The sequence below is a fragment of the Cohnella zeiphila genome (assembly GCF_014212055.1).
GTDB classification, from domain to species: domain Bacteria; phylum Bacillota; class Bacilli; order Paenibacillales; family Paenibacillaceae; genus Cohnella; species Cohnella zeiphila.
In genome coordinates this window covers 49,394-67,716 of the sequence record NZ_JACJVO010000024.1, presented here as the reverse complement: position 1 = coordinate 67,716, position 18,323 = coordinate 49,394, and the positions used below count along the sequence as shown (strand labels likewise).

At 61.5% G+C, this 18,323-nt stretch carries 13 protein-coding genes; 12 read left to right on the top strand and 1 reads right to left on the bottom strand.

Annotated features, from left to right (window positions below):
* Positions 1 to 231: 231 nt before the first annotated feature.
* From ychF to H7C18_RS19065, 9 genes are all read left to right on the top strand, one after another.
* Complete coding sequence (gene ychF / locus H7C18_RS19105) at positions 232 to 1,332, top strand: redox-regulated ATPase YchF (RefSeq protein WP_185130689.1); 1,101 nt, start codon at positions 232 to 234, stop codon at positions 1,330 to 1,332.
* 295 nt (positions 1,333 to 1,627) lie between these two features.
* Positions 1,628 to 2,581 carry an ABC transporter permease gene (locus tag H7C18_RS19100; protein ID WP_185130688.1) on the top strand — a complete coding sequence of 318 codons (954 nt, stop codon included), beginning with the start codon at positions 1,628 to 1,630 and terminating at the stop codon, positions 2,579 to 2,581.
* Between the two features lie 21 nt (positions 2,582 to 2,602).
* Positions 2,603 to 3,499 (top strand): carbohydrate ABC transporter permease, encoded by an 897-nt coding sequence (locus tag H7C18_RS19095; RefSeq protein WP_238357808.1) that lies wholly within the window; start codon positions 2,603 to 2,605, stop codon positions 3,497 to 3,499.
* A gap of 134 nt (positions 3,500 to 3,633) precedes the next feature.
* Positions 3,634 to 5,436: an extracellular solute-binding protein gene (locus H7C18_RS19090; protein WP_185130882.1), complete on the top strand. Its 1,803-nt coding sequence runs from the start codon at positions 3,634 to 3,636 to the stop codon at positions 5,434 to 5,436.
* 163 nt (positions 5,437 to 5,599) lie between these two features.
* Positions 5,600 to 7,363, top strand: coding sequence for a sensor histidine kinase (locus H7C18_RS19085; protein ID WP_185130687.1), 1,764 nt, complete (start codon positions 5,600 to 5,602; stop codon positions 7,361 to 7,363).
* Positions 7,338 to 8,735, top strand: coding sequence for a response regulator (locus tag H7C18_RS19080; protein ID WP_185130686.1), 1,398 nt, complete (start codon positions 7,338 to 7,340; stop codon positions 8,733 to 8,735). Before H7C18_RS19085 ends, H7C18_RS19080 begins: the two co-directional genes overlap by 26 nt.
* Complete coding sequence (locus tag H7C18_RS19075) at positions 8,732 to 10,465, top strand: extracellular solute-binding protein (RefSeq protein WP_185130685.1); 1,734 nt, start codon at positions 8,732 to 8,734, stop codon at positions 10,463 to 10,465. Before H7C18_RS19080 ends, H7C18_RS19075 begins: the two co-directional genes overlap by 4 nt.
* Positions 10,466 to 10,846: 381 nt before the next feature.
* A complete protein-coding gene (locus H7C18_RS19070; RefSeq protein ID WP_185130684.1) occupies positions 10,847 to 11,875 on the top strand; it encodes a methyltransferase domain-containing protein in 1,029 nt (342 codons plus the stop codon).
* 598 nt (positions 11,876 to 12,473) lie between these two features.
* Positions 12,474 to 13,280, top strand: coding sequence for a YhgE/Pip family protein (locus H7C18_RS19065; RefSeq protein WP_185130683.1), 807 nt, complete (start codon positions 12,474 to 12,476; stop codon positions 13,278 to 13,280).
* A gap of 80 nt (positions 13,281 to 13,360) precedes the next feature.
* Here the strand turns inward: H7C18_RS19065 and H7C18_RS19060 are convergent, their stop codons facing one another.
* Positions 13,361 to 14,245, bottom strand: a complete 885-nt coding sequence (locus tag H7C18_RS19060; protein WP_185130682.1) for a LysR substrate-binding domain-containing protein — start codon at positions 14,243 to 14,245, stop codon at positions 13,361 to 13,363.
* A gap of 110 nt (positions 14,246 to 14,355) precedes the next feature.
* On the opposite strand from H7C18_RS19060, the gene H7C18_RS19055 reads away from it, so the two are divergent.
* The 3 genes from H7C18_RS19055 to prmC all read left to right on the top strand — a co-directional run bounded on the left by H7C18_RS19055 (position 14,356) and on the right by prmC (position 18,171).
* Positions 14,356 to 15,249, top strand: coding sequence for a DMT family transporter (locus H7C18_RS19055; protein WP_185130681.1), 894 nt, complete (start codon positions 14,356 to 14,358; stop codon positions 15,247 to 15,249).
* 162 nt (positions 15,250 to 15,411) lie between these two features.
* Positions 15,412 to 16,485 (top strand): peptide chain release factor 1, encoded by a 1,074-nt coding sequence (gene prfA, locus H7C18_RS19050; RefSeq protein WP_185130680.1) that lies wholly within the window; start codon positions 15,412 to 15,414, stop codon positions 16,483 to 16,485.
* 771 nt (positions 16,486 to 17,256) lie between these two features.
* On the top strand, positions 17,257 to 18,171 hold the full coding sequence (prmC, locus tag H7C18_RS19045) for a peptide chain release factor N(5)-glutamine methyltransferase (RefSeq protein ID WP_185130679.1): 915 nt from the start codon (positions 17,257 to 17,259) through the stop codon (positions 18,169 to 18,171).
* Positions 18,172 to 18,323 lie beyond the last annotated feature (152 nt).

Sequence of the window (18,323 nt, the reverse complement as noted above, 5' to 3'; positions counted from 1 at the left end):
ATAGTGGCTGAGCCGCGGATAAGTCGCGGCCGCCGTGCATGGGGAGCGGAGCTCCCTGACGTCATTGTTCTCCCGTGGGCCTGCCGCTATCCGCGTCCCGCGAGAGTAACGGCCGTCGCGGCCCGAGTAGACGAAGCCGAGCGGATTCCGGTATAATGACGTGAGAATTGAACAGGGGCCGCGGGCGGCGGGATCGCCGCCGGCCGCCGCCAAGTCAGGAGTGTTGTACGCATGCCACTGTCCTGCGGGATCGTCGGGCTGCCGAACGTCGGCAAGTCCACTTTATTCAATGCCATCACCCAAGCCGGGGCCGAATCCGCCAATTACCCGTTTTGTACGATCGATCCGAACGTCGGGGTCGTGGAGGTGCCGGACGAACGGCTTCAGAAGCTGGCCGACATCGTCACGCCGAACCGGATCGTGCCGACCGCATTCGAATTCGTCGACATCGCCGGCCTGGTCAAAGGCGCCAGCCGGGGCGAAGGTCTCGGGAACAAGTTTCTCGCCAACATTCGCGAGGTCGACGCCATCGTGCACGTCGTCCGCTGCTTCGTGGACGAGAACATCACCCACGTGTCCGGCAAGATCGACCCGATTAACGATATCGAAGTGATCAACCTGGAGCTCATCCTGGCGGACATCGATTCCGTCGAGAAGCGGATGGACCGCTCTCGCAAGAACATGAAGGGCGGAGACAAGAAGTACGCCCAAGAGCTTGAAGTGCTGGAGCGCATCCACGCCGCGTTGACGGCGGAGAAGCCGGCGCGGAGCGTCGAGCTGTCCGACGAGGAAAAGCTGATCGTCCGCGATCTTCACCTGCTTACGATCAAGCCGGTGCTCTATGCGGCGAACGTGCATGAGAGCGAAGCGGCGAACGCGGACGCCAACGAGTATGTCGAGCGGGTTCGCCGATTCGCCGCGGCGGAAGGCTCCGAGGTCGTGCCGATCAGCGCGAAGGTGGAATCGGAGATCGCCGAGCTCGAAGGCGAGGACAAGGCGATGTTCCTGGAGGAGCTCGGCTTGCAAGAATCCGGGCTCGATCGTCTGATCCGCGCGGCCTACAAGCTGCTCGGCCTGTACACGTATTTCACGGCCGGCGTTCAGGAAGTGCGCGCCTGGACGATCCGCAAAGGGACCAAAGCGCCCCAGGCGGCCGCCGTCATTCACACCGACTTCGAACGCGGCTTTATCCGCGCCGAAGTCGTCTCCTACGACGACCTTGTCGCCGCCGGCTCGATGGCCGCCGCGCGCGACAAAGGCCAGCTTCGCCTGGAAGGCAAAGAATACGTCGTCGCCGACGGCGACGTCATGCATTTCCGCTTCAACGTATAACCTGCTCGAGACCCCATAAGCTCCAAGCCCGAAAGCCCCGGTCCTCCTGACCGGGGCTTTCTCCGTTCCCTCCCCTAGGTAGACAACGGTTCGATGAGGGTAGAAATTCGTTCTCCTTCCGAAAACGTTTTTCCCGAACGCCGCACCGTTTTGCCTCCCACGGTTACCGATAACTCCGTAAAATGAAAGTACCGGTCGAAAGGCAAGAGGCCGGGTCCGGTCCGAAAAAGAAAACGGTTTCGACAAATTCTTTGACGCGAGCCGCAAAACCAAGAAGTTCAGCAGGAGGGGTCCCATGGAACCGATCGTCCGCGCTTCCGGAGAGTCCGTCGTCCGAAGATCGAGAGGGTTGCCAGAGCGTTACCGGTTGTTTTTGTATGCGCTTCCTTTTATCGTGCTCGTCTTTCTTTTCAGCTACTTGCCGCTCTACGGATGGATCTATTCGCTTTACAACTACCGGCCGGGCTTCAAGCTGTCCGATACGCCGTTCGTCGGGCTGCAATGGTTCCGTTCGATCTTCGCGAACCCGACGCAGACCGCGGAAGTCGGACGGGTCATGAAAAATACGATCGCCATGAGCTCGCTCGGCATTCTCACCTCGGTGCTCCCGGTCGCGTTCGCGATTCTGCTGAGCGAGATCCGGGCCATGCGCTTCAAGAAGCTCGTTCAGATTCTGACGACGCTGCCGAACTTCATCAGTTGGGTCCTCGTCTACGCCATCGCGTTCGCCATGTTCAACGTGGACAACGGGCTCATCAACAAGATCATGATCGGATTGGGCTGGCAGGATCGCGGCATCAACTACCTGGCCACCGACAGCCACACGTGGCTTGCGATGATTCTGTGGGGGACCTGGAAGGGGCTTGGCTGGGGCGCCATCATGTACATCGCGGCGATCACCTCGATCGACCAGGAGCTGTACGACGCCGCCAAGGTCGACGGCGCCGGCCGGTTCCGGATGATGTGGAACATCACGGTGCCCGGCATTCTTCCGACCTACTTCGTTCTGCTGATGCTCTCGATCGCGAACTTCATCAACAACGGGATGGAGCAGTACTTCGTTTTCCAGAATCCGATCAACAAAGACCACATCGAAGTGCTCGACCTGTACGTGTACAACACGGGGATGCTCGGAACGAACTTCTCGTTCGCGACGGCCGTCAGCATGCTCAAGTCGCTCATCAGCATCGGCCTGCTCTTGTTCGCCAACCGGTTGTCCAAGCTCGTCCGCGGCGAATCCATCATTTGATTAACGGAAGAGGTGACGCACATGCGAATTCGCCGCTCGATGGGCGACCGAACGTTTATGACGTTAAATTATGCCTTCTTTGTCCTCTTTACGCTGCTTTGCGTATTCCCGTTCTACTACCTGTTCATCAACACGATCAGCAGCAACGATCTCAGCGCCAGAGGCCTCGTGACCTGGTATCCGAGGGAGATCCATTTCGGGAACTATGTCCAGATCCTTAAGCTGAAAGGCTTGTCCCAAGCCGCATTCATCTCCGTGGCGCGCACCGTCGTCGGAACGGCGGCGACCGTGCTCGGCTCGGCGTTTCTCGGGTTCATTTTCACCAAGCGAAAAATGTGGGGCCGCAGCTTCTGGTATCGCTTCGTCGTCGTCACGATGTACTTTAACGCCGGGATTATTCCCTGGTACGTCATCATGATGAAGCTGCACATGACGAACAACTTCCTCGCTTACGTGCTGCCCACGATCGTCTCGCCGTTCTACATCATTCTCGTCAAGACGTTCGTCGAATCGATTCCCGAGGTGTTGCAGGAATCCGCGGAGATGGACGGAGCCGGCACCATGACGATCTTCACCCGGATCGTTCTGCCGCTCATCATGCCGATCGCGGCCACGATCGCCATTTTCGCCGCGGTGTCGCAGTGGAATTCGTTTATCGATACCGTCTTCCTGATGACCGAGCAGAAATATTACACGCTGCAATTCGTGCTCTACAAATATTTGAACGAATCCAATTCGCTCGCGGCCATTATCCGCAGCGGCGGCGGCACGGCGAATATCGATCTGTCCAAAATGCAGACGGCCACTTCGGTCCGAACGACCGTGTCCATGGTCGTGGTCATCCCCATTCTGTTCGTCTACCCGTTCTTCCAGCGCTTCTTCGTGAAGGGCATCATGATCGGCGCCGTCAAGGGGTGAAGCACGAGGCTTATCGGCTTCTTGAAGGAGGTGATCGGGAGGGGGCGCGCGGCGCGGCCGCGCATGCGATTCACGCAACGTTCAAGCACGGCCACAATCGGGAACAAACAAGGGAGGCAAACCAGTTGACCAAGATGAGAAAAACGGGACTTGCGTCTACCGCCGTTCTGCTGGCGCTGAGCCTGGCGGCTTGCTCGTCGAACAAGGATAACGGCAACTCATCCCCATCCGCATCGCAGGCCGCATCGCCGTCCGGATCGGCGGCAAGCTCTTCCGCATCCGCATCGCCTTCGGCTTCGCAGAACCGGGACGAATACAAAGTCGACGTCTTCTCCATGCTGTCCAACTTCTCCGGCGAGCAGCAAGGCTGGTTCGCCAAAGTCGTCAAGGACAAGTTCAACCTCGACCTGAACATCATCTCCTCGAACCTGGAGGGCGGCGGCGACGTCAAGTTCTCCGCGATGATGTCGGCCGGCAACCTCGGCGATCTCGTCGTGTTCGGCGACGACGGCCAAAAGTATCAGGACGCCATCAAGGCCGGCATGCTGCTGGATTGGACGCAGGACGGCCTGCTCGACAAGTACGGGCAGAACATCTTGAAGTATGCGCCGAAGGCGATCGAGAAGAACAAAGTCAACTTCGGCGGCGGCTCCAAGGTGTACGGCATCGGCTTCGACGTCGGCGACGACAAGCCGGGCCCGTCCGAGGCGAGAGACCTGACCTACCACCCGAACCTCCGCTTCGACCTGTACCAGAAGATCGGCAGCCCGCCCATCAAGACGATGGAAGATTATTTGCCGGTGCTTAAGAAAATGCAGGAGCTCGAGCCGAAGAGCGATTCCGGCCGACCGACCTACGCCTTCTCGATGTGGAAGGACTGGGACGGCAACATGATGATGAACGCGAAGGCTTGGGCGGGGCTTAACGGCTTCGACGAAGGCGACGGCTTCAACAACGGCGGCTTCACGCTCATCTCGGCCGACAAGGACGAGGTGCAGGGCGTTCTCGACGAAGACGGCTACTATCTGCGCGGCCTTCATCTGTACTATGAAGCGAACCAAATGGGCCTCGTCGATCCGGATTCGCTCACCCAGACGTTCGACGACGTCGTCAACAAGATGACGGACGGACAGCTGCTGTTCACGTGGTTCCCGTGGATGAACACGTACAACACGCCGGAACGCCTCGCGGAAGGCAAGGGCTTCGCGCTCGTGCCGTTCCAGGAAGAGCGCACGTTCTCGTACGGCTACAACCCGTACGGCGGCAACCGGATCTGGGCGATCGGCGCCAAGGCGAAGCATCCGGAGCGGATCATGGAGTTCCTCGACTGGCTGTACAGCCCGGAAGGCGTTACCGTGGCCAACTACGGTCCGGAAGGTCTCGCCTGGAAGAAAAACGCCGACGGCAAGTACGAGCTGACGGACTTCGGCAACCAAGCGCTGCCTTCGAACCCGACGCCGGTGCCGGAAGAGTTCGGCGGCGGTACCTGGAAGGACGGCCAGAACCAGATCAACAACACGACGCTGAAGCTGACCGATACGAACCCGGATACGGGCGAGCCGTACGAGTACGACCTGTGGTCGTCTTATCTGTCGAAAGCTCCGACCAAGTTCGATGAGAGCTGGCGCGCGGCGATGGGCGGAGCGACGACGGCCAAGGAGTATCTGGAGAAGAACAACATGCTCGCGGTCAACCCGCAGATCTTCACCGGCACGGCGCCCGAAGTGATCAGCGATTCGCTGTCGCAGAAGCAGAGCCAGGCGGCACAGGTGATCAAGCAGTATTCATGGAAGATGGTGTTCGCGAAGAACGACGCCGAATACGACAAGCTGAAGAACGAGATGATCGCCAAGGCCAAAGGGCTCGGCTACGACGAAGTGCTGGCTTGGAACAAGGAGCAGAACGAGAAAGTGTTCGGGTACCGCAAGCAAAAATAAGCGAAGACATTCCGAACGGAAAGGTATGGGGGACGCTTGCCGTCATCCATGCCTTTCTCTATTCCCTAAAGACCGCGAACGTTGCTAAAATAGCAGATGAACATTCCGCATCACGTGAGCCGGGAAGGAGGAACGCCAGCTGTCCGCGCTGCGATTTTTTCGGATGCCCCATCCATTCAAGCCCGGTACGTTAAGACGGACGCTGGTCGTTTATTTGCTCATCGCCTGCCTGTTCCCGCCTGTCCTGTTCTCCGTCTATACCTACTCTTCGCTGCACGCGATTCTGACCAACAAGATTCGCAGCGGCATCGACGCGAGCCTGAAGCAGGAAGCGACGGGGCTGGAGAACGTGCTGAACGACCTGGATTTCGTCTCGAAGCAGTTCGCGCTCGACGGGCGTATCGCCGATCTGATGAACCGGTACCTTGCCACCGACCGGACGTACGACAAAGGAGAAATCAAGAAAGACATCGAAGAGAGCATGAACGTCGTCAACTTTACGAACCCGAACCTGGGGCTGACGGTGTACTACATGCCGCAGGCCGACAATCCGGTCTTGTTCACCAATCTGGCCGTGGCGCCGACGTTCCGCATCGACGATTTGCCGGCTTTCGTTCATTACAAGGGAGCCACTTTCCAAGGGCCGCATCGGACGCAGTACAAAGACAGCGACAATACCGTGTTCTCGTCCCTGCGGGTCGTGCGGACGGATCAGGAGCAGTCCGTCTACATTTATCTGGAGACGAACTACAACCTGTTCCGGAAGATCATGAACAACTCCTGGTACGGCATGAAGGTGTCCCATTATTTGATCAACGAGAGCGGCCAAGCGCTGTTCGCGGACGATGGCGAGGCGCCGCTCGATCCGCAGAACGTCCGTTGGGAGATGGCGCAGTCCGCGGACAATCCCGAGATGAAAACCGAGCACGGGTATTATTTGTTCGGCTACGACAGCCCGCAAGGATGGAAGCTCGTGACGGCCGTTAGCAAAAGCGCTTTCAACCGCGAGATCGACAACTGGCTGTGGCGCATGGCCGCGTTGTTCGTCGGCGCGTTCGCGTTCGCCATCGTGCTGGCGATGTTGATCTGGCGCAAGGTGTACGGTTCGATTCGCAAGGTAAACCTGGAGATCGTTCGCATGACGGGCGAGCGAGAGGCGCCCGTTCAATATATGAACGTCGAGGAATTCGACCAGCTGCTCGGCAATTTTCAGACGATGAAGACGACCGTCAATCAGCTGATCGCCGAGGTCGGCAGCAACGAGCGCATGAAGTATCAGCTCGAGACGGAGAAGCTGCTCAGCCAGATCAATCCGCATTTTCTGCACAATACGCTGAATACGGTGCAATGGGTGGCCCGAGCCAACGGCCAGGAGGAGATCGATACGATCGTCACGCTTCTGGTCAAGGTGCTGCAGTACAATATGGGCAAGCAAAGCTTGATCGTTACGGTCCGGGAGGAGATCGAGGCGCTCCGTCATTATTTGGAGCTGCAGCGGTACCGGTACGAAGACGAACTGCGATTCCGCATCGAGGTGGACCCGGAGACGGAAATGTGCGCGATCCCGAGATTCCTGCTGCAGCCGATGGTGGAGAACGCGATCTACCACGGGAAAAACGAAGAGGACGGCGAGATCGTCGTCACGGTGCGCCGGGTGAAGCCCGCCGGCCTGCGGCTGCAAGTGTCGGACAACGGTCCGGGCATGGACGAGGATACGATCCGCAAGCTGTTCGAAGAGGACGGCGAGCGGCCGCGCAGAGGCATGGGCATCGGCTTGCGCTACGTGCGCAGGCTGCTGGACAGCTTCTACGGAAGCGGGGAGCGGCTGCAGATTCGCAGCGCGCCCGGAGAAGGGACGACTCTTACGGTAGACATTCCGATGCGAAACGAGGGCGAGCTCCATGATCAAAGCTTTGGTGGTCGATGACGAGAAGCGCGTGCGCAAAGGGTTCATCTCGCTCGCGAACTGGGCTTCCTACGGAATCCGGATCGTCGGGGAAGCGAAGGACGGCGCGTCCGCCCTGGAGGCGCTCGGCCAGGAGCCGATCGACCTCATGTTCGTCGACATCGGCATGCCCGGCATGTCGGGCTTCGAGCTGATCGAGCAAGCGAGAGGACGATATCCGGGGACGAAGTCGGTCATCCTGACCTGCCACCACGAGTTCGATTACGTGCAGGAGGCGCTGCGGCTCGGGGCGATCGATTACATCGTCAAGACGCTGCTTAACAAAAATAACGTGGACGAGACGATGCACCGGATCGCGAAGCGGTACGCCTGGGAGACGAGGGATGCCGCCCCCGTCCGTGCCGCGGCTTTCGAGACGGGGGTCGTGTTCGTCCCGCTGCGCAAGTCGTCGCGAACGGACGCCCTCCATGACGGCGTGCCGTCCTCCCATTCGCTCAGGCCGCTGTCCGGCGGCCTCTGGTTGGCGCCGGGCGAAGGGAAATCGCATGCGGACTGGCTGAGAGACCTGCCGGCCTACGTAACGGCCGACTGGCAGGCCGTTCAGGCGGTCTCGGTGACAGGCATGGCCCGGCGCGAAGCGGAATCGCTGATCTCCTCCCGGCTGCCTTCCTACCTGTTCTACCTGCCCGTCGCGGAGACGGCGGCCCGTGTCGCGCTGGAAGACTTGAAGCGGCTCGACCCGCCGTCCGAATCGGAGCTGGCGGCGGCGGAAGATGCCTGGCGAGAGCTGAAATGGCTCATTTTCACCGAGGATTGGAAACGATTCATCGAATGGGTCGAAGCGCGGCGGATCGATCCGGACCGCCTCCGCCGCTTCGCGGGGGAGATCGCCTGCGAATGGGCCGGGCTGCTCGGCTGGGAGCCGGAAGGGGCGTCCTTCGAAGCGGAGCTTCGGCAGATGCGAAGGTGGGAGCCGCTCAAAGGCTGGTTCTCGAAGGCGGCGCTGCGGGTTCAGCAGCGTATGGCGGAGCTGTCGCTCAGCCGGGAAGTGTTTTTCAGCCTCGTCCGTGCGATCCGTTACATGAAGGACCATCTGGGCGAGGAGCTGAGCCAGGACGATATCGCCCGCCGCGTCGGCATGAGCCGCAGCTATTTCAGCCAGTGCTTCAAAAAGTTCGCCGGCGGCGAGCTGTTCGGGGACACGCTTCGCAAGCTGCGGATCGACCGGGCGCGGGAGCTGCTCGTCCGCTCGGAGCTGCCGGTCCGGGAGGTCGCGGGCCGGGTCGGGTTCGTCGACGAGAAGTATTTCAGCCGGGTGTTCCGGGATAAGCTCGGCTGTCTGCCGTCCGAGCTCCGAAAGACGACCGGCGCGGGAGGAGGCGAAGGGCGGTGAGCCTCGGGAGAGCGGAAGGGGCGCGAAAGGAGACGAGCCTCGGCAGAGCGGAACGGTGGCGACAAGAGGCAAGCCTTGGGAAAGCGGCACGGGCGCTGACGGCGGCCGGGTTCGCGCTGCTGCTGCTCGGCTCCTGCACGGGCCGGGGCGGAGCGCCCGCTTCCGGGAGCCCGACGGACGATGCCGATCGGTTCGCGTACGAACGCTACGAATCCCCGGTGACGCTTCGCATCCCCCACCAATATTCGGACATTCAGCTTCCGGAAGGGGATACGAGCGAGAACAATTTTCTGACCCGGTATTTGACGAAGATGACGGGCATCACGATCCGCTACGCCTGGGAGGCGCCCAACGACGCCCAGTACGCCTCCAAAATGGATCTGTCGATCCGCAGCGGCGACCTGCCGGACGCATTCGTGGCGAATCGCGCCCAGTTTCTGGAGCTCGCCCGCTCGGGGCAGCTCGCGGACTTGACCGACATCTACGGACAGTATGCTTCCACTCTCGTGAAGTCCCTGTACGGCTCGACCGGAGGGAAGGCGCTGAAGGAAGCGTCGCTGAACGGGAGGCTGTACGGGTTCCCGAACGTGGCGATCGAGGCGGACGAGCCGACGTACTTATGGGTCCGGCAGGATTGGCTGGACCGGCTCGGCCTGCCGGCCCCGCAATCGCTGCAGGACATAGCCTCCATCGCGAAGGCATTCCGCTCGGCGGATTTCGACGGCGACGGCAAGGCCGATACGGCCGGCATTCCGGTGGACCGCTCGCTCGTCTACGACGAGAAGACCGGCAATAACGGCCTGAACGGTGTTTTCGCCGCCTTCGGGGCGTTCCCGAAGCGGTGGATTCGGGGCTCGGACGGCAAGCCGGTCTACGGCTCGGTCCAGCCTGAGGCGAAGCGGGCGCTGAGCCTGCTGGCGGAATGGTACAAGGACGGCGTCCTCGACGAGCAGTTCATGCTGCGGCAGGACGCTCAGGATCTGGTCGCCGAGAACAAGACGGGGCTGTTTTTCGGCCCGTGGTGGGCGCCGTATTATCCGCTCTCGAAGTCCATCTCGGACGACACGAAAGCGGAATGGCAGGTGTATGCGGCTCCGGAAAACGACCAGGGAGCGTTCGTCACCGGAACTTCCCCGGTAACCGATCGGTATCTGGTCGTCCGCAGCGGATATGCCCATCCGGAAGCGGCTTTGAAATTGCTGAACACGTTCACCCGGATGGAGCGGAACCTCGATCCGAACGCGCCCGCACTGATCGCCTTGACCGATCAGTTGGGCACGCAGCTGCGCAATTATTATCCGTTCGATCTGCTGCTCGATCGGCCCGACGCCGTCATCACCAGGCACGACCGGCTCGTTCAGGCGCTGAACGGGGAGATCCAGCCCGGTCAGCTGGACGCCGAGACGAAGCAGCTGTACGACAGCGCAGTGACCGAACGCGAGTCGCCCAGGAAGAATCTGGAGGCCTGGAGCGCCACGCAAGCTTATTTGCTGGGCGGGGCGGTCAGCAAGACGAAGATGGAGAAGGTTCAGAGCCTGTTCGTCGATCCGACGTCGACGATGACCGAGAAGTGGGCCGCGCTGCAAAAGCTTGAGCAGGAAACATACGCCAAAATCATCACCGGCGAGCTGCCCTTGAGCGCCTTCGACACGTTCGTCGAGCAGTGGAATGCCCAAGGGGGAGACCGGATCATGGCGGAGGTGGCCGTGTCGGTCCGGGCGAAGGCATAATCCGGGAAGAGGCCGTTTCGGCCTCGCTTCCCGCCAAAAGTTGTCCGGTTGCGGACCTCCGCCGCCGGAAGTATAATCGGTTTATTCGTAGGAATGGAGGGATCGTGCTTTGATGATGGCCGTTTTCTTGACAGTCGTTATCGGTTGACTCATCAACTGAATAACGAAAGCTGCAGGGGCGCGACCCGGCCGACGGCTTGGGTTTATTAATCCGCGCTGCTTGCCGCCGACTGTCTGGAAACGAATCTTCAATCACGCTCTTATTTCGAGAGGCCCTCATGGCGGGGGTCTTCCTCGTGCGCATAGGAGACGCGGAAGAACATCGGTTCTTCCGCGTCTTTTTTGCGTTTTTCCATTCCATGCGAAAGGTCTTGATCTTCGATGACTTCTTATTTTGCGACCGTATTGCCGGGGCTGGAACCCGTTCTGATGGACGAGATTCGGGCGAAGCTGCCGGATGCCCGGCTTCAGGGAGAGGAACGGGGGAAAATCTATTTCGCTTCGCGCAGCTCCCTGGAGCGGTTGATGGAGCTGCGAACCGCGGACAATCTGTACCGGCCTCTTCGCCGCTTCCGGGTCGGCCCCCGCAAGGCGGATCTGCTCGGCATCGAGCGGGAACTGTCCGCGTTGGATTTCGGATGGACCGCGGGGCGGGGCCGGGCGCATGCCGGAACGGTCCGGTTCAAGGTGAACGCCAGCCGGATGGGGAAACACAGCTATTCCCGCTTCGATGCGGCGGCCGCGGCTGAGCGGGGACTGGAGACGCGCCATACCCGCTGGCGCAGCGATCCGTCCGGCGGCCACGAGCTGGAGTTCCGTCTGGATCTTATAGATGACCAAGCCGTCTTCGCCTTGAGGATGACCGGCGCTTCCTACCGCTATCGCTCGGCGCAGAGGGCATTCGCTCCCGCCGCATTGCGGCCCACCGTCGCGCACGCGCTCGTCTGGCTGTCCCGCCCGGACGCCGCGGATACGTTCGTCGATCCGTGCTGCGGCTCCGGCACGATCTTGTCCGAGCGGCTCGCCTACCCGTACGCTCGGATCGTAGGCGGCGATCGGTCCGGCGAAGCCGTCGCGGCGGCGCGGGCCAATCTCGAGCCCTGTGAACGCGTTCGTCTCCGCACTTGGGACGCCCGCCGGCTCCCGCTCGATGCCGGCAGCGTAGACAAGATGGCGGCCAACCTGCCGTTCGGCCGGCAGATCGCCGCGGACGAGCCGCTCTCCGACCTCTACTTCGGCATGCTGCGGGAAGCGGGGCGGGTGTTGGCGGGAAGCGGAACGTTTCTCTGCCTGACCGACGCGGAAGCCGCGCTGCTTGAAGCCGCGGAGCGTGCGGGGCTATCCTGCGCGAAGGGGATGACGCTGTCTTTGAAGGGGCTTCACCCTTCCATCTTTACGCTGCGGCGCTAGCGATTGCCCGCTTTCGGACGGCCGCCCGTCCGGATTTGCGGCACATCGCCCCATGCTGGTATTCGAACAAGCCCAATTCTCCCTCGCTAACGAATCCAAGAGTTCTTATTTGACGAAAAAGAGGCGGGTTTGCGTTCTAACGAATCGGAGGAAGCTTATTTGCCCGTTTCATCCGGCAAACGGCCGTCATCCGCCTCCATAAGGTCTATCCGTTTCGTTACGTTTGGCCCGAGCTTGATTTTGGCGAAATAACGTCGCTGAAATTCGTTAGCGGCAGAGCGTGCCGCAAACGGGACCTGCGCGCCTCCGCGCGGAGCGCATAGCGGCAGCGCGTGCCGCAAACGGCGCCTGTGCGCCTCCACGTGGGTAGCGTCAAGAAGTTTGTGTAAGTAGGTTTTTCCATCGGGACGATGGAAAGTCGTTTGTTGAAGTGCTGTTGGAGGGCATCGCCCAAGCGAAGGTGCGGGCGCTTATTTCCCTCCATATTTTTCGCCGTACATCTCATTGAACGCAGCTTTCGTTTCCGGATCAACGAAGCCGCGAATGGCTCTTCCAATGGGCGGCCGGCTTCCAGCGTTTTGGCGGCGGACTGCAATCGTTGGCCGACGGAGCGAAGCGGCTGGACACCGGCTCGGAGCAGCTGGCGCAAGGCTTCGTAAGCCTGGCGAACGGCTCCGAACAGCTGTCGGAGAGCCTGAAGGAGGCGGCCGCCCAATCGGCCGGCGTCAAAGCCGACGATCCGACGCTGCAAATGTACGCGCAGCCGGTTCAACTGGTCGAGCAGAAGATGAACGCCGTGCCCAACTACGGCACCGGTTCGACGCCTTACTTCCTGGCGCTGGGGCTGCTTGTGGGAAGCCTGCTGGCGGCCAACATCATCCCGCTGCATCTCCCGGCCGCCCCGAAAGTAAACGGATGGAGGTACATGTTCGGCAAGCTGGGCCTTTTCTACTCGGTCGGCTTGATCCAGACGTTGCTCGCGAACGGCGTTCTGATCTTCGCGTTCGGAATCCGTCCGGTCAGCGTTCCGCTTATGCTGCTGTATAGTTTGATCGTCTCGTTCGCTTTTATGACGCTCATCGTCATGCTCGTCTCGCTGTTCGGCACGTTCGGCCGGCTGCTCGGCATCTTCCTGGTCGTCACCCAGCTGGCGACGAGCGGCGGCACGTTCCCGTTCCCACTGGCGCCGGAATGGATTCAGGCGATCGGCCGGTGCCTGCCGATGACCTACGCGCTGCGCGGGTTCCATGCGGTCGTCTCGACCGGCAACTGGGACCTGCTCTGGCGCGAGACGGGCGTCATGATCGCCTATATCGCCGGTTTCGCCGCCGTGATGCTGATCCGCATCCTGACCCAATCGGCGAACGGCACGCTTTATCCGCAAGCGTCGGCCGCGCACGGCTGATTCGCCTAACCGCGCAGACATGAAAGCCGCACCTCCCTCGGGGGAGATGCGGCTTTTCGGCTTTCCGATATCCCGTTCCGTCAGGCGCGGAAAAGGTCCGCGGCAGGCTCCGCAGCCGACGCCAGCTGCTCCATCAACAGCCGAAGGGGCCGGCTGAGAAAAGCGTCCTTGCGCCAGACGAAGCTCGTATCGACATAGCGGGCTTCCTCCGGGAATTCGTGCGCCCTCAGATAGCCTTCCTCGACCCCTTTGGCCACGACCGTGCGGGGAAGAAGGGAGATGCCGAGTCCCGCCGACACCCCTCCGAGGATCGCTTCCAGCGTTCCGAACTCCATCGTTTGCGGACTTTTCCACGAATTCTGCTTGAGCCACGACTCCAGAGCGGACCGGTAATAACAGCCCCCGGCGAACACGAGGATCGGCTTGGCCGGAGCCTCCTCCAATTCCTCCAGTCCGGCTTCCGAGACGAGTACCATTTCCTCCTCGAACATGGGAATCGCCGCGAGTTCGTCATGATCGAACGGACCGGACAGGAAGGCTCCGTCCAACTCGTAACGCAAGATCCCCTCCGTCAGTTCGTCGGAGTTGCCGGTCGTCAGGGACAGCGCCACCTCGGGATATTGCCGGTGGTAGCGGGCCAGCAATTTGGGCAGCCGCACCGCCGCGCACGTCTGCGAGGACCCGATGGAGAGCGGGCCGCGCGGCTCATGGGCCGAAGTGACCGCTTTGGCGGCTTCGTCCAGCAAGCCGAGAATCTGGTTCGCATATTCCAGCAGCGATTTGCCGCCGGCGGTCAGAACCATTCCCCGGTTATGCCGGTGGAACAGCACGGTTTGCAAGTCGGCTTCGAGCTGCCGGATGCGGGCGGTCACGTTCGACTGCACGTAGCCGAGCCGGTTCGCCGCCTTCGTAATGGACCCTTCCGTCGCCACCGCCTGAAAAACGCGCAGATCCCCGCTCTCCACCGCGAACACCTCTCCATCACTCATAATGATTGCAAACATCGATAATGTTTATTTTAACTGAACGCCAAACGGGAGTACAATACAAACAGCATCGAGAGGAGGAAAACGCTATGAGCCGGATGACTTACGCCATTCTTGTTCTGGCCGCGACGCTGATGATGGGGCTCGCCTTTCCGATCGGAAGGATCGGATTGGACGAAGCAAGCCCGTTCCTGCTCATGGGAATTCGCTTCGTTCTGGGCGGAGCGATCATGACGTTCGCCATGAGGAAGCGGACACAGCCGCGTACCCCGAAGCAGTGGGGACAGGCGGCGCTGATCGGCGTCCTGAACTCCGCGGGAGTCATGGGCTGCGCTTACTATAGCATGAGGTGGATCACTTCGGGAGAATCGGCCATTCTGACATTCGTCAGCCCTCTGCTCGTCATCGTGCTGAGCGCGCTGTTCGCCGGGGTCCGATACTCGGCCAGGCAATGGATCGGCGCAGCCGTCGGTCTTGCGGGCGTGGTCGAGACGTTCGGCACCGGTTTCCATGTGTCGCCCGGGACGTTCATCGGTTTGCTGGGCGCCCTGTTTTTCGCCTCGGCGACGCTGCTGACCAAGCGTTGGGGAGGCGGCTTCGACAGCTTCGTGCTGACCGGATATCAGATGCTCGCCGGCGGCATCGTGCTGCTTGCCTTGAGCGTCGTCTCGGAGCATCCGCATCTGACCGTGAACGGGACGACGATCGGCGTGCTGCTGTGGCTCGTGCTGATCAGCTCGATCGGCCAATTCTCCATTTGGTTCTACCTGCTTCGTACGACCGATCCCGCCCGAACGAGCGCGTTCCTGTTTCTGGCTCCGTTCTTCGGCGTGCTTGGCGGCTGGGCGCTCGTGGGAGAACCGTTGCACTGGTACGTCGGGGCGGGCGGCGCGCTCATCTGCCTGGGCATCTTTCTCGTCAATTGGCGGACCAAGCCGGCCGTTCGGGCGACGGAAGCCGCCGCAAAGATTGCGGGAGTGTGATATAATATTCTCAGTTCATTCTGAAAAAGACGGCAAGGATCGATCGAAGCGGGAGAAACGTTCCGCCAAGACGCGCAGGTGCATGAGTGCCGGGCGTTCGCGGATCGGGTTTTCTGATCGCAACGGTTTTCCGGGCCGGACTATTTACGGAGGCTGAGGAACGTGCTGGACCGTCTTCAAGCATTGGCGGACCGATATGAGAAGCTGAGCGAACTGTTATGCGACCCGGACGTGGTGAACGATCCGGCGCGGCTGCGCTCCTATGCGAAGGAACAATCGGACCTTAACGAAGCCTATCAGGCTTATCAGGAATATAAATCGGTCGTGGAGCAGCTCGGCAGCGCCAAGGCGATGCAGGAAGAGAAGCTGGACGACGAAATGCGCGAAATGGTCAAAATGGAAATCGAGGAGCTGACCGAGCGCCAGGGAGAGCTGGAGGAGCAAATCCGCATTCTGCTGCTGCCCAAGGATCCGAACGACAGCAAGAACGTCATCGTCGAGATTCGCGGCGCGGCCGGCGGGGAGGAAGCGAACCTGTTCGCCGCCGAGCTGTACCGGATGTACGCGAAGTACGCGGACAGCCAAGGCTGGCGGACCGAGATGCTCGAAGCGAGCGTCAGCGATCTCGGCGGCTTCAAGGAGGTCATCTTCACGATCAACGGCCAAGGCGCGTACAGCAAGATGAAGTTCGAGAGCGGCGCTCACCGCGTGCAGCGCGTGCCGGAGACCGAGTCGGGCGGACGCATCCATACGTCGACCTCGACCGTCGTCGTCATGCCGGAGGCGGAAGAGCTCGACATCGAGATTCTGGACAAAGACATTCGCGTCGATACGTTCTGCTCCAGCGGAGCGGGCGGCCAGTCGGTCAACACGACCAAGTCGGCGGTGCGGGTCACCCACCTTCCGACGGGCATCGTCGCCACCTGTCAGGACGGCAAATCGCAGAACGACAACAAAGCGAAGGCGCTCCAGGTGCTCCGGACGCGCATCATGGACATTAAGATGCAGGAAGAAGAAGCGAAGTACGCCGGCGAACGCAAGGAGAAGGTCGGCACCGGCGACCGCAGCGAGCGCATCCGCACGTACAACTTCCCGCAGAGCCGCGTCACCGACCATCGCATCGGCTTGACGCTGCACAAGCTGGATGCGGTGCTGGGCGGAGACATGAACGAGATCGTCCAGGCGCTGTCGCTGGCCGAACAGACCGAGATGCTCGCCCGCGAGGGCATGGCTTGAGCCAAGAAGGCTGCCGCACGGCCCTTGTCCGGCTTTGATATTCGAGCGGCCCATGCGGGAAAGGAGGCTGTCTCTCACGGCTTGATTGCCGGAGGGCAGCCTCTCGCTGCGAATTCGGCCGGAGCGCCTTCGGGCGCGGTCCCGAGCGGCTGTCGACGGACATCAGCCGGCGCTAGCCGAACCGTCCGGCGAGCTGAGCTGGCGTTAGCCGATTCGGCCTCCGACGAGGCGCGGTCGGGCGCAAGCCGAGCCGACTTCCGGTGAGCCTCAGCAGGCGCAAGTTGAACCGTCTTCCGGGGAGTTGCAGTCTTCGCAAGCCGAGCCGATTTCCGGGGAGCCGCAGCCGTCGCAAGCCGAACCAACTTCCGGTGAGCCGCAGCTGGCGCAAACCGAGCCGACTTCCGGGGAGTTGCAGCCGGCGCAAGCCGAACCGGATGCTGGGCGGATGCCGAAGCTGAGTTTGCCGGTCCGGCGGGCAACCTTGCCTGCCAACTTGCCGAAACCTGCAAAAATGCAGGTTTTTATGCAGAGAAAGCCGCAATAAGCCTTAATTCCTGCAAAAGTGCAGGAATTTCCTCCGTTAGCCCTCCAAATCAACCCGCCGACGCTAAAATGCCTGCATTTTTGCAGGATTGAGATACTGTCGCCGCGAGCGAGAGAGGAAAGCCTGCATTCTTGCAGTTTTTTTCGGAGATGCCAGGGCGTTCGGTAGAGAGCGGGCGTGACAGATGGCAGTGGGACGGACGTTTCGCGGCGGATAGGAGTCGTTGGATGACCATGGAACGGGAAAAGGAACCGATGCAAACGATCGGAGATGCGTGGAGGAAAGGGGCGGCGGCACTGCGGGAAGCAGGCGTGGACGAGGCCGAGGCGAACGCGGAGCTGCTGCTTCTGCATGCGCTGGGAATCGGCAAGGCCGAGCTTCTGCGCGACTTGCGCGAGCCGTTCCCGGATTCGCGCCGGGCGGAATGGGAGCGGCTGCTGGCGCGCAAGGCGGCGGGCGAGCCGGTGCAATATATCGTCGGCGGACAATCCTTCTGCGGGCGCCGGTTCGCGGTGACGCCGAGCGTGCTCATTCCGCGCCCGGAGACGGAGCTTCTGGCGGAAGCGGTGCTGCTGGAAGCGGAGCGATGGCAGGGCGCCGAGCTGACGGCGCTGGACGTCGGCACGGGAAGCGGCGCGCTCGCGGTCACGCTGGCCGCGGAGCGGCCCGCTTGGCGCGTCGTGGCGTCGGACTTGTCGCCGGACGCGCTGGAAGTCGCCCGCGGCAATGCGCGGGCGAACGGCGTGGAGCCGCGGATCGCCTTCGTTCAAGGCGATCTGCTGGAGCCTTTTATCGCCGCGGATCGCGGCGGCGCGGCGAGGGAAGGGCTGGCGGCGGACATTCTCGTGTCCAACCCGCCCTATATCCCTTCCGCCGACCTGCCCGGCCTCCAGCGGGAAGTGCGCGAGCATGAGCCCCGCCTGGCGCTGGACGGCGGGGCGGACGGCCTGGCCCCGTATCGGCGGATGGCGGAACGGATGAGCCTGCTGCCGCAGCTGCCCCGGCTCGTCGCCTGGGAAGTCGGAGCGGGCCAGGCGGAGGACGTCGCGGAGCTGCTCCGATCCGCCGCCGACTGGAGCGAGGTCCGTTTTGTCCGCGACTATGCGGGCATCGACCGGCATGTGATCGCGGTTCGCCGGTAACACGAGACAAGGAACTCCCCCGAAATCTCCTTTTGTTCGGCCTCGCCGGTCTCTCAGCCGGCCAAATGGCGGGACAAAGGGAGATTTTTCGTTTGAACGCAAATCCGCCGCCGTACCGCGAGCCGTCTTCGTTTTGAGAGGCTAATTATTCT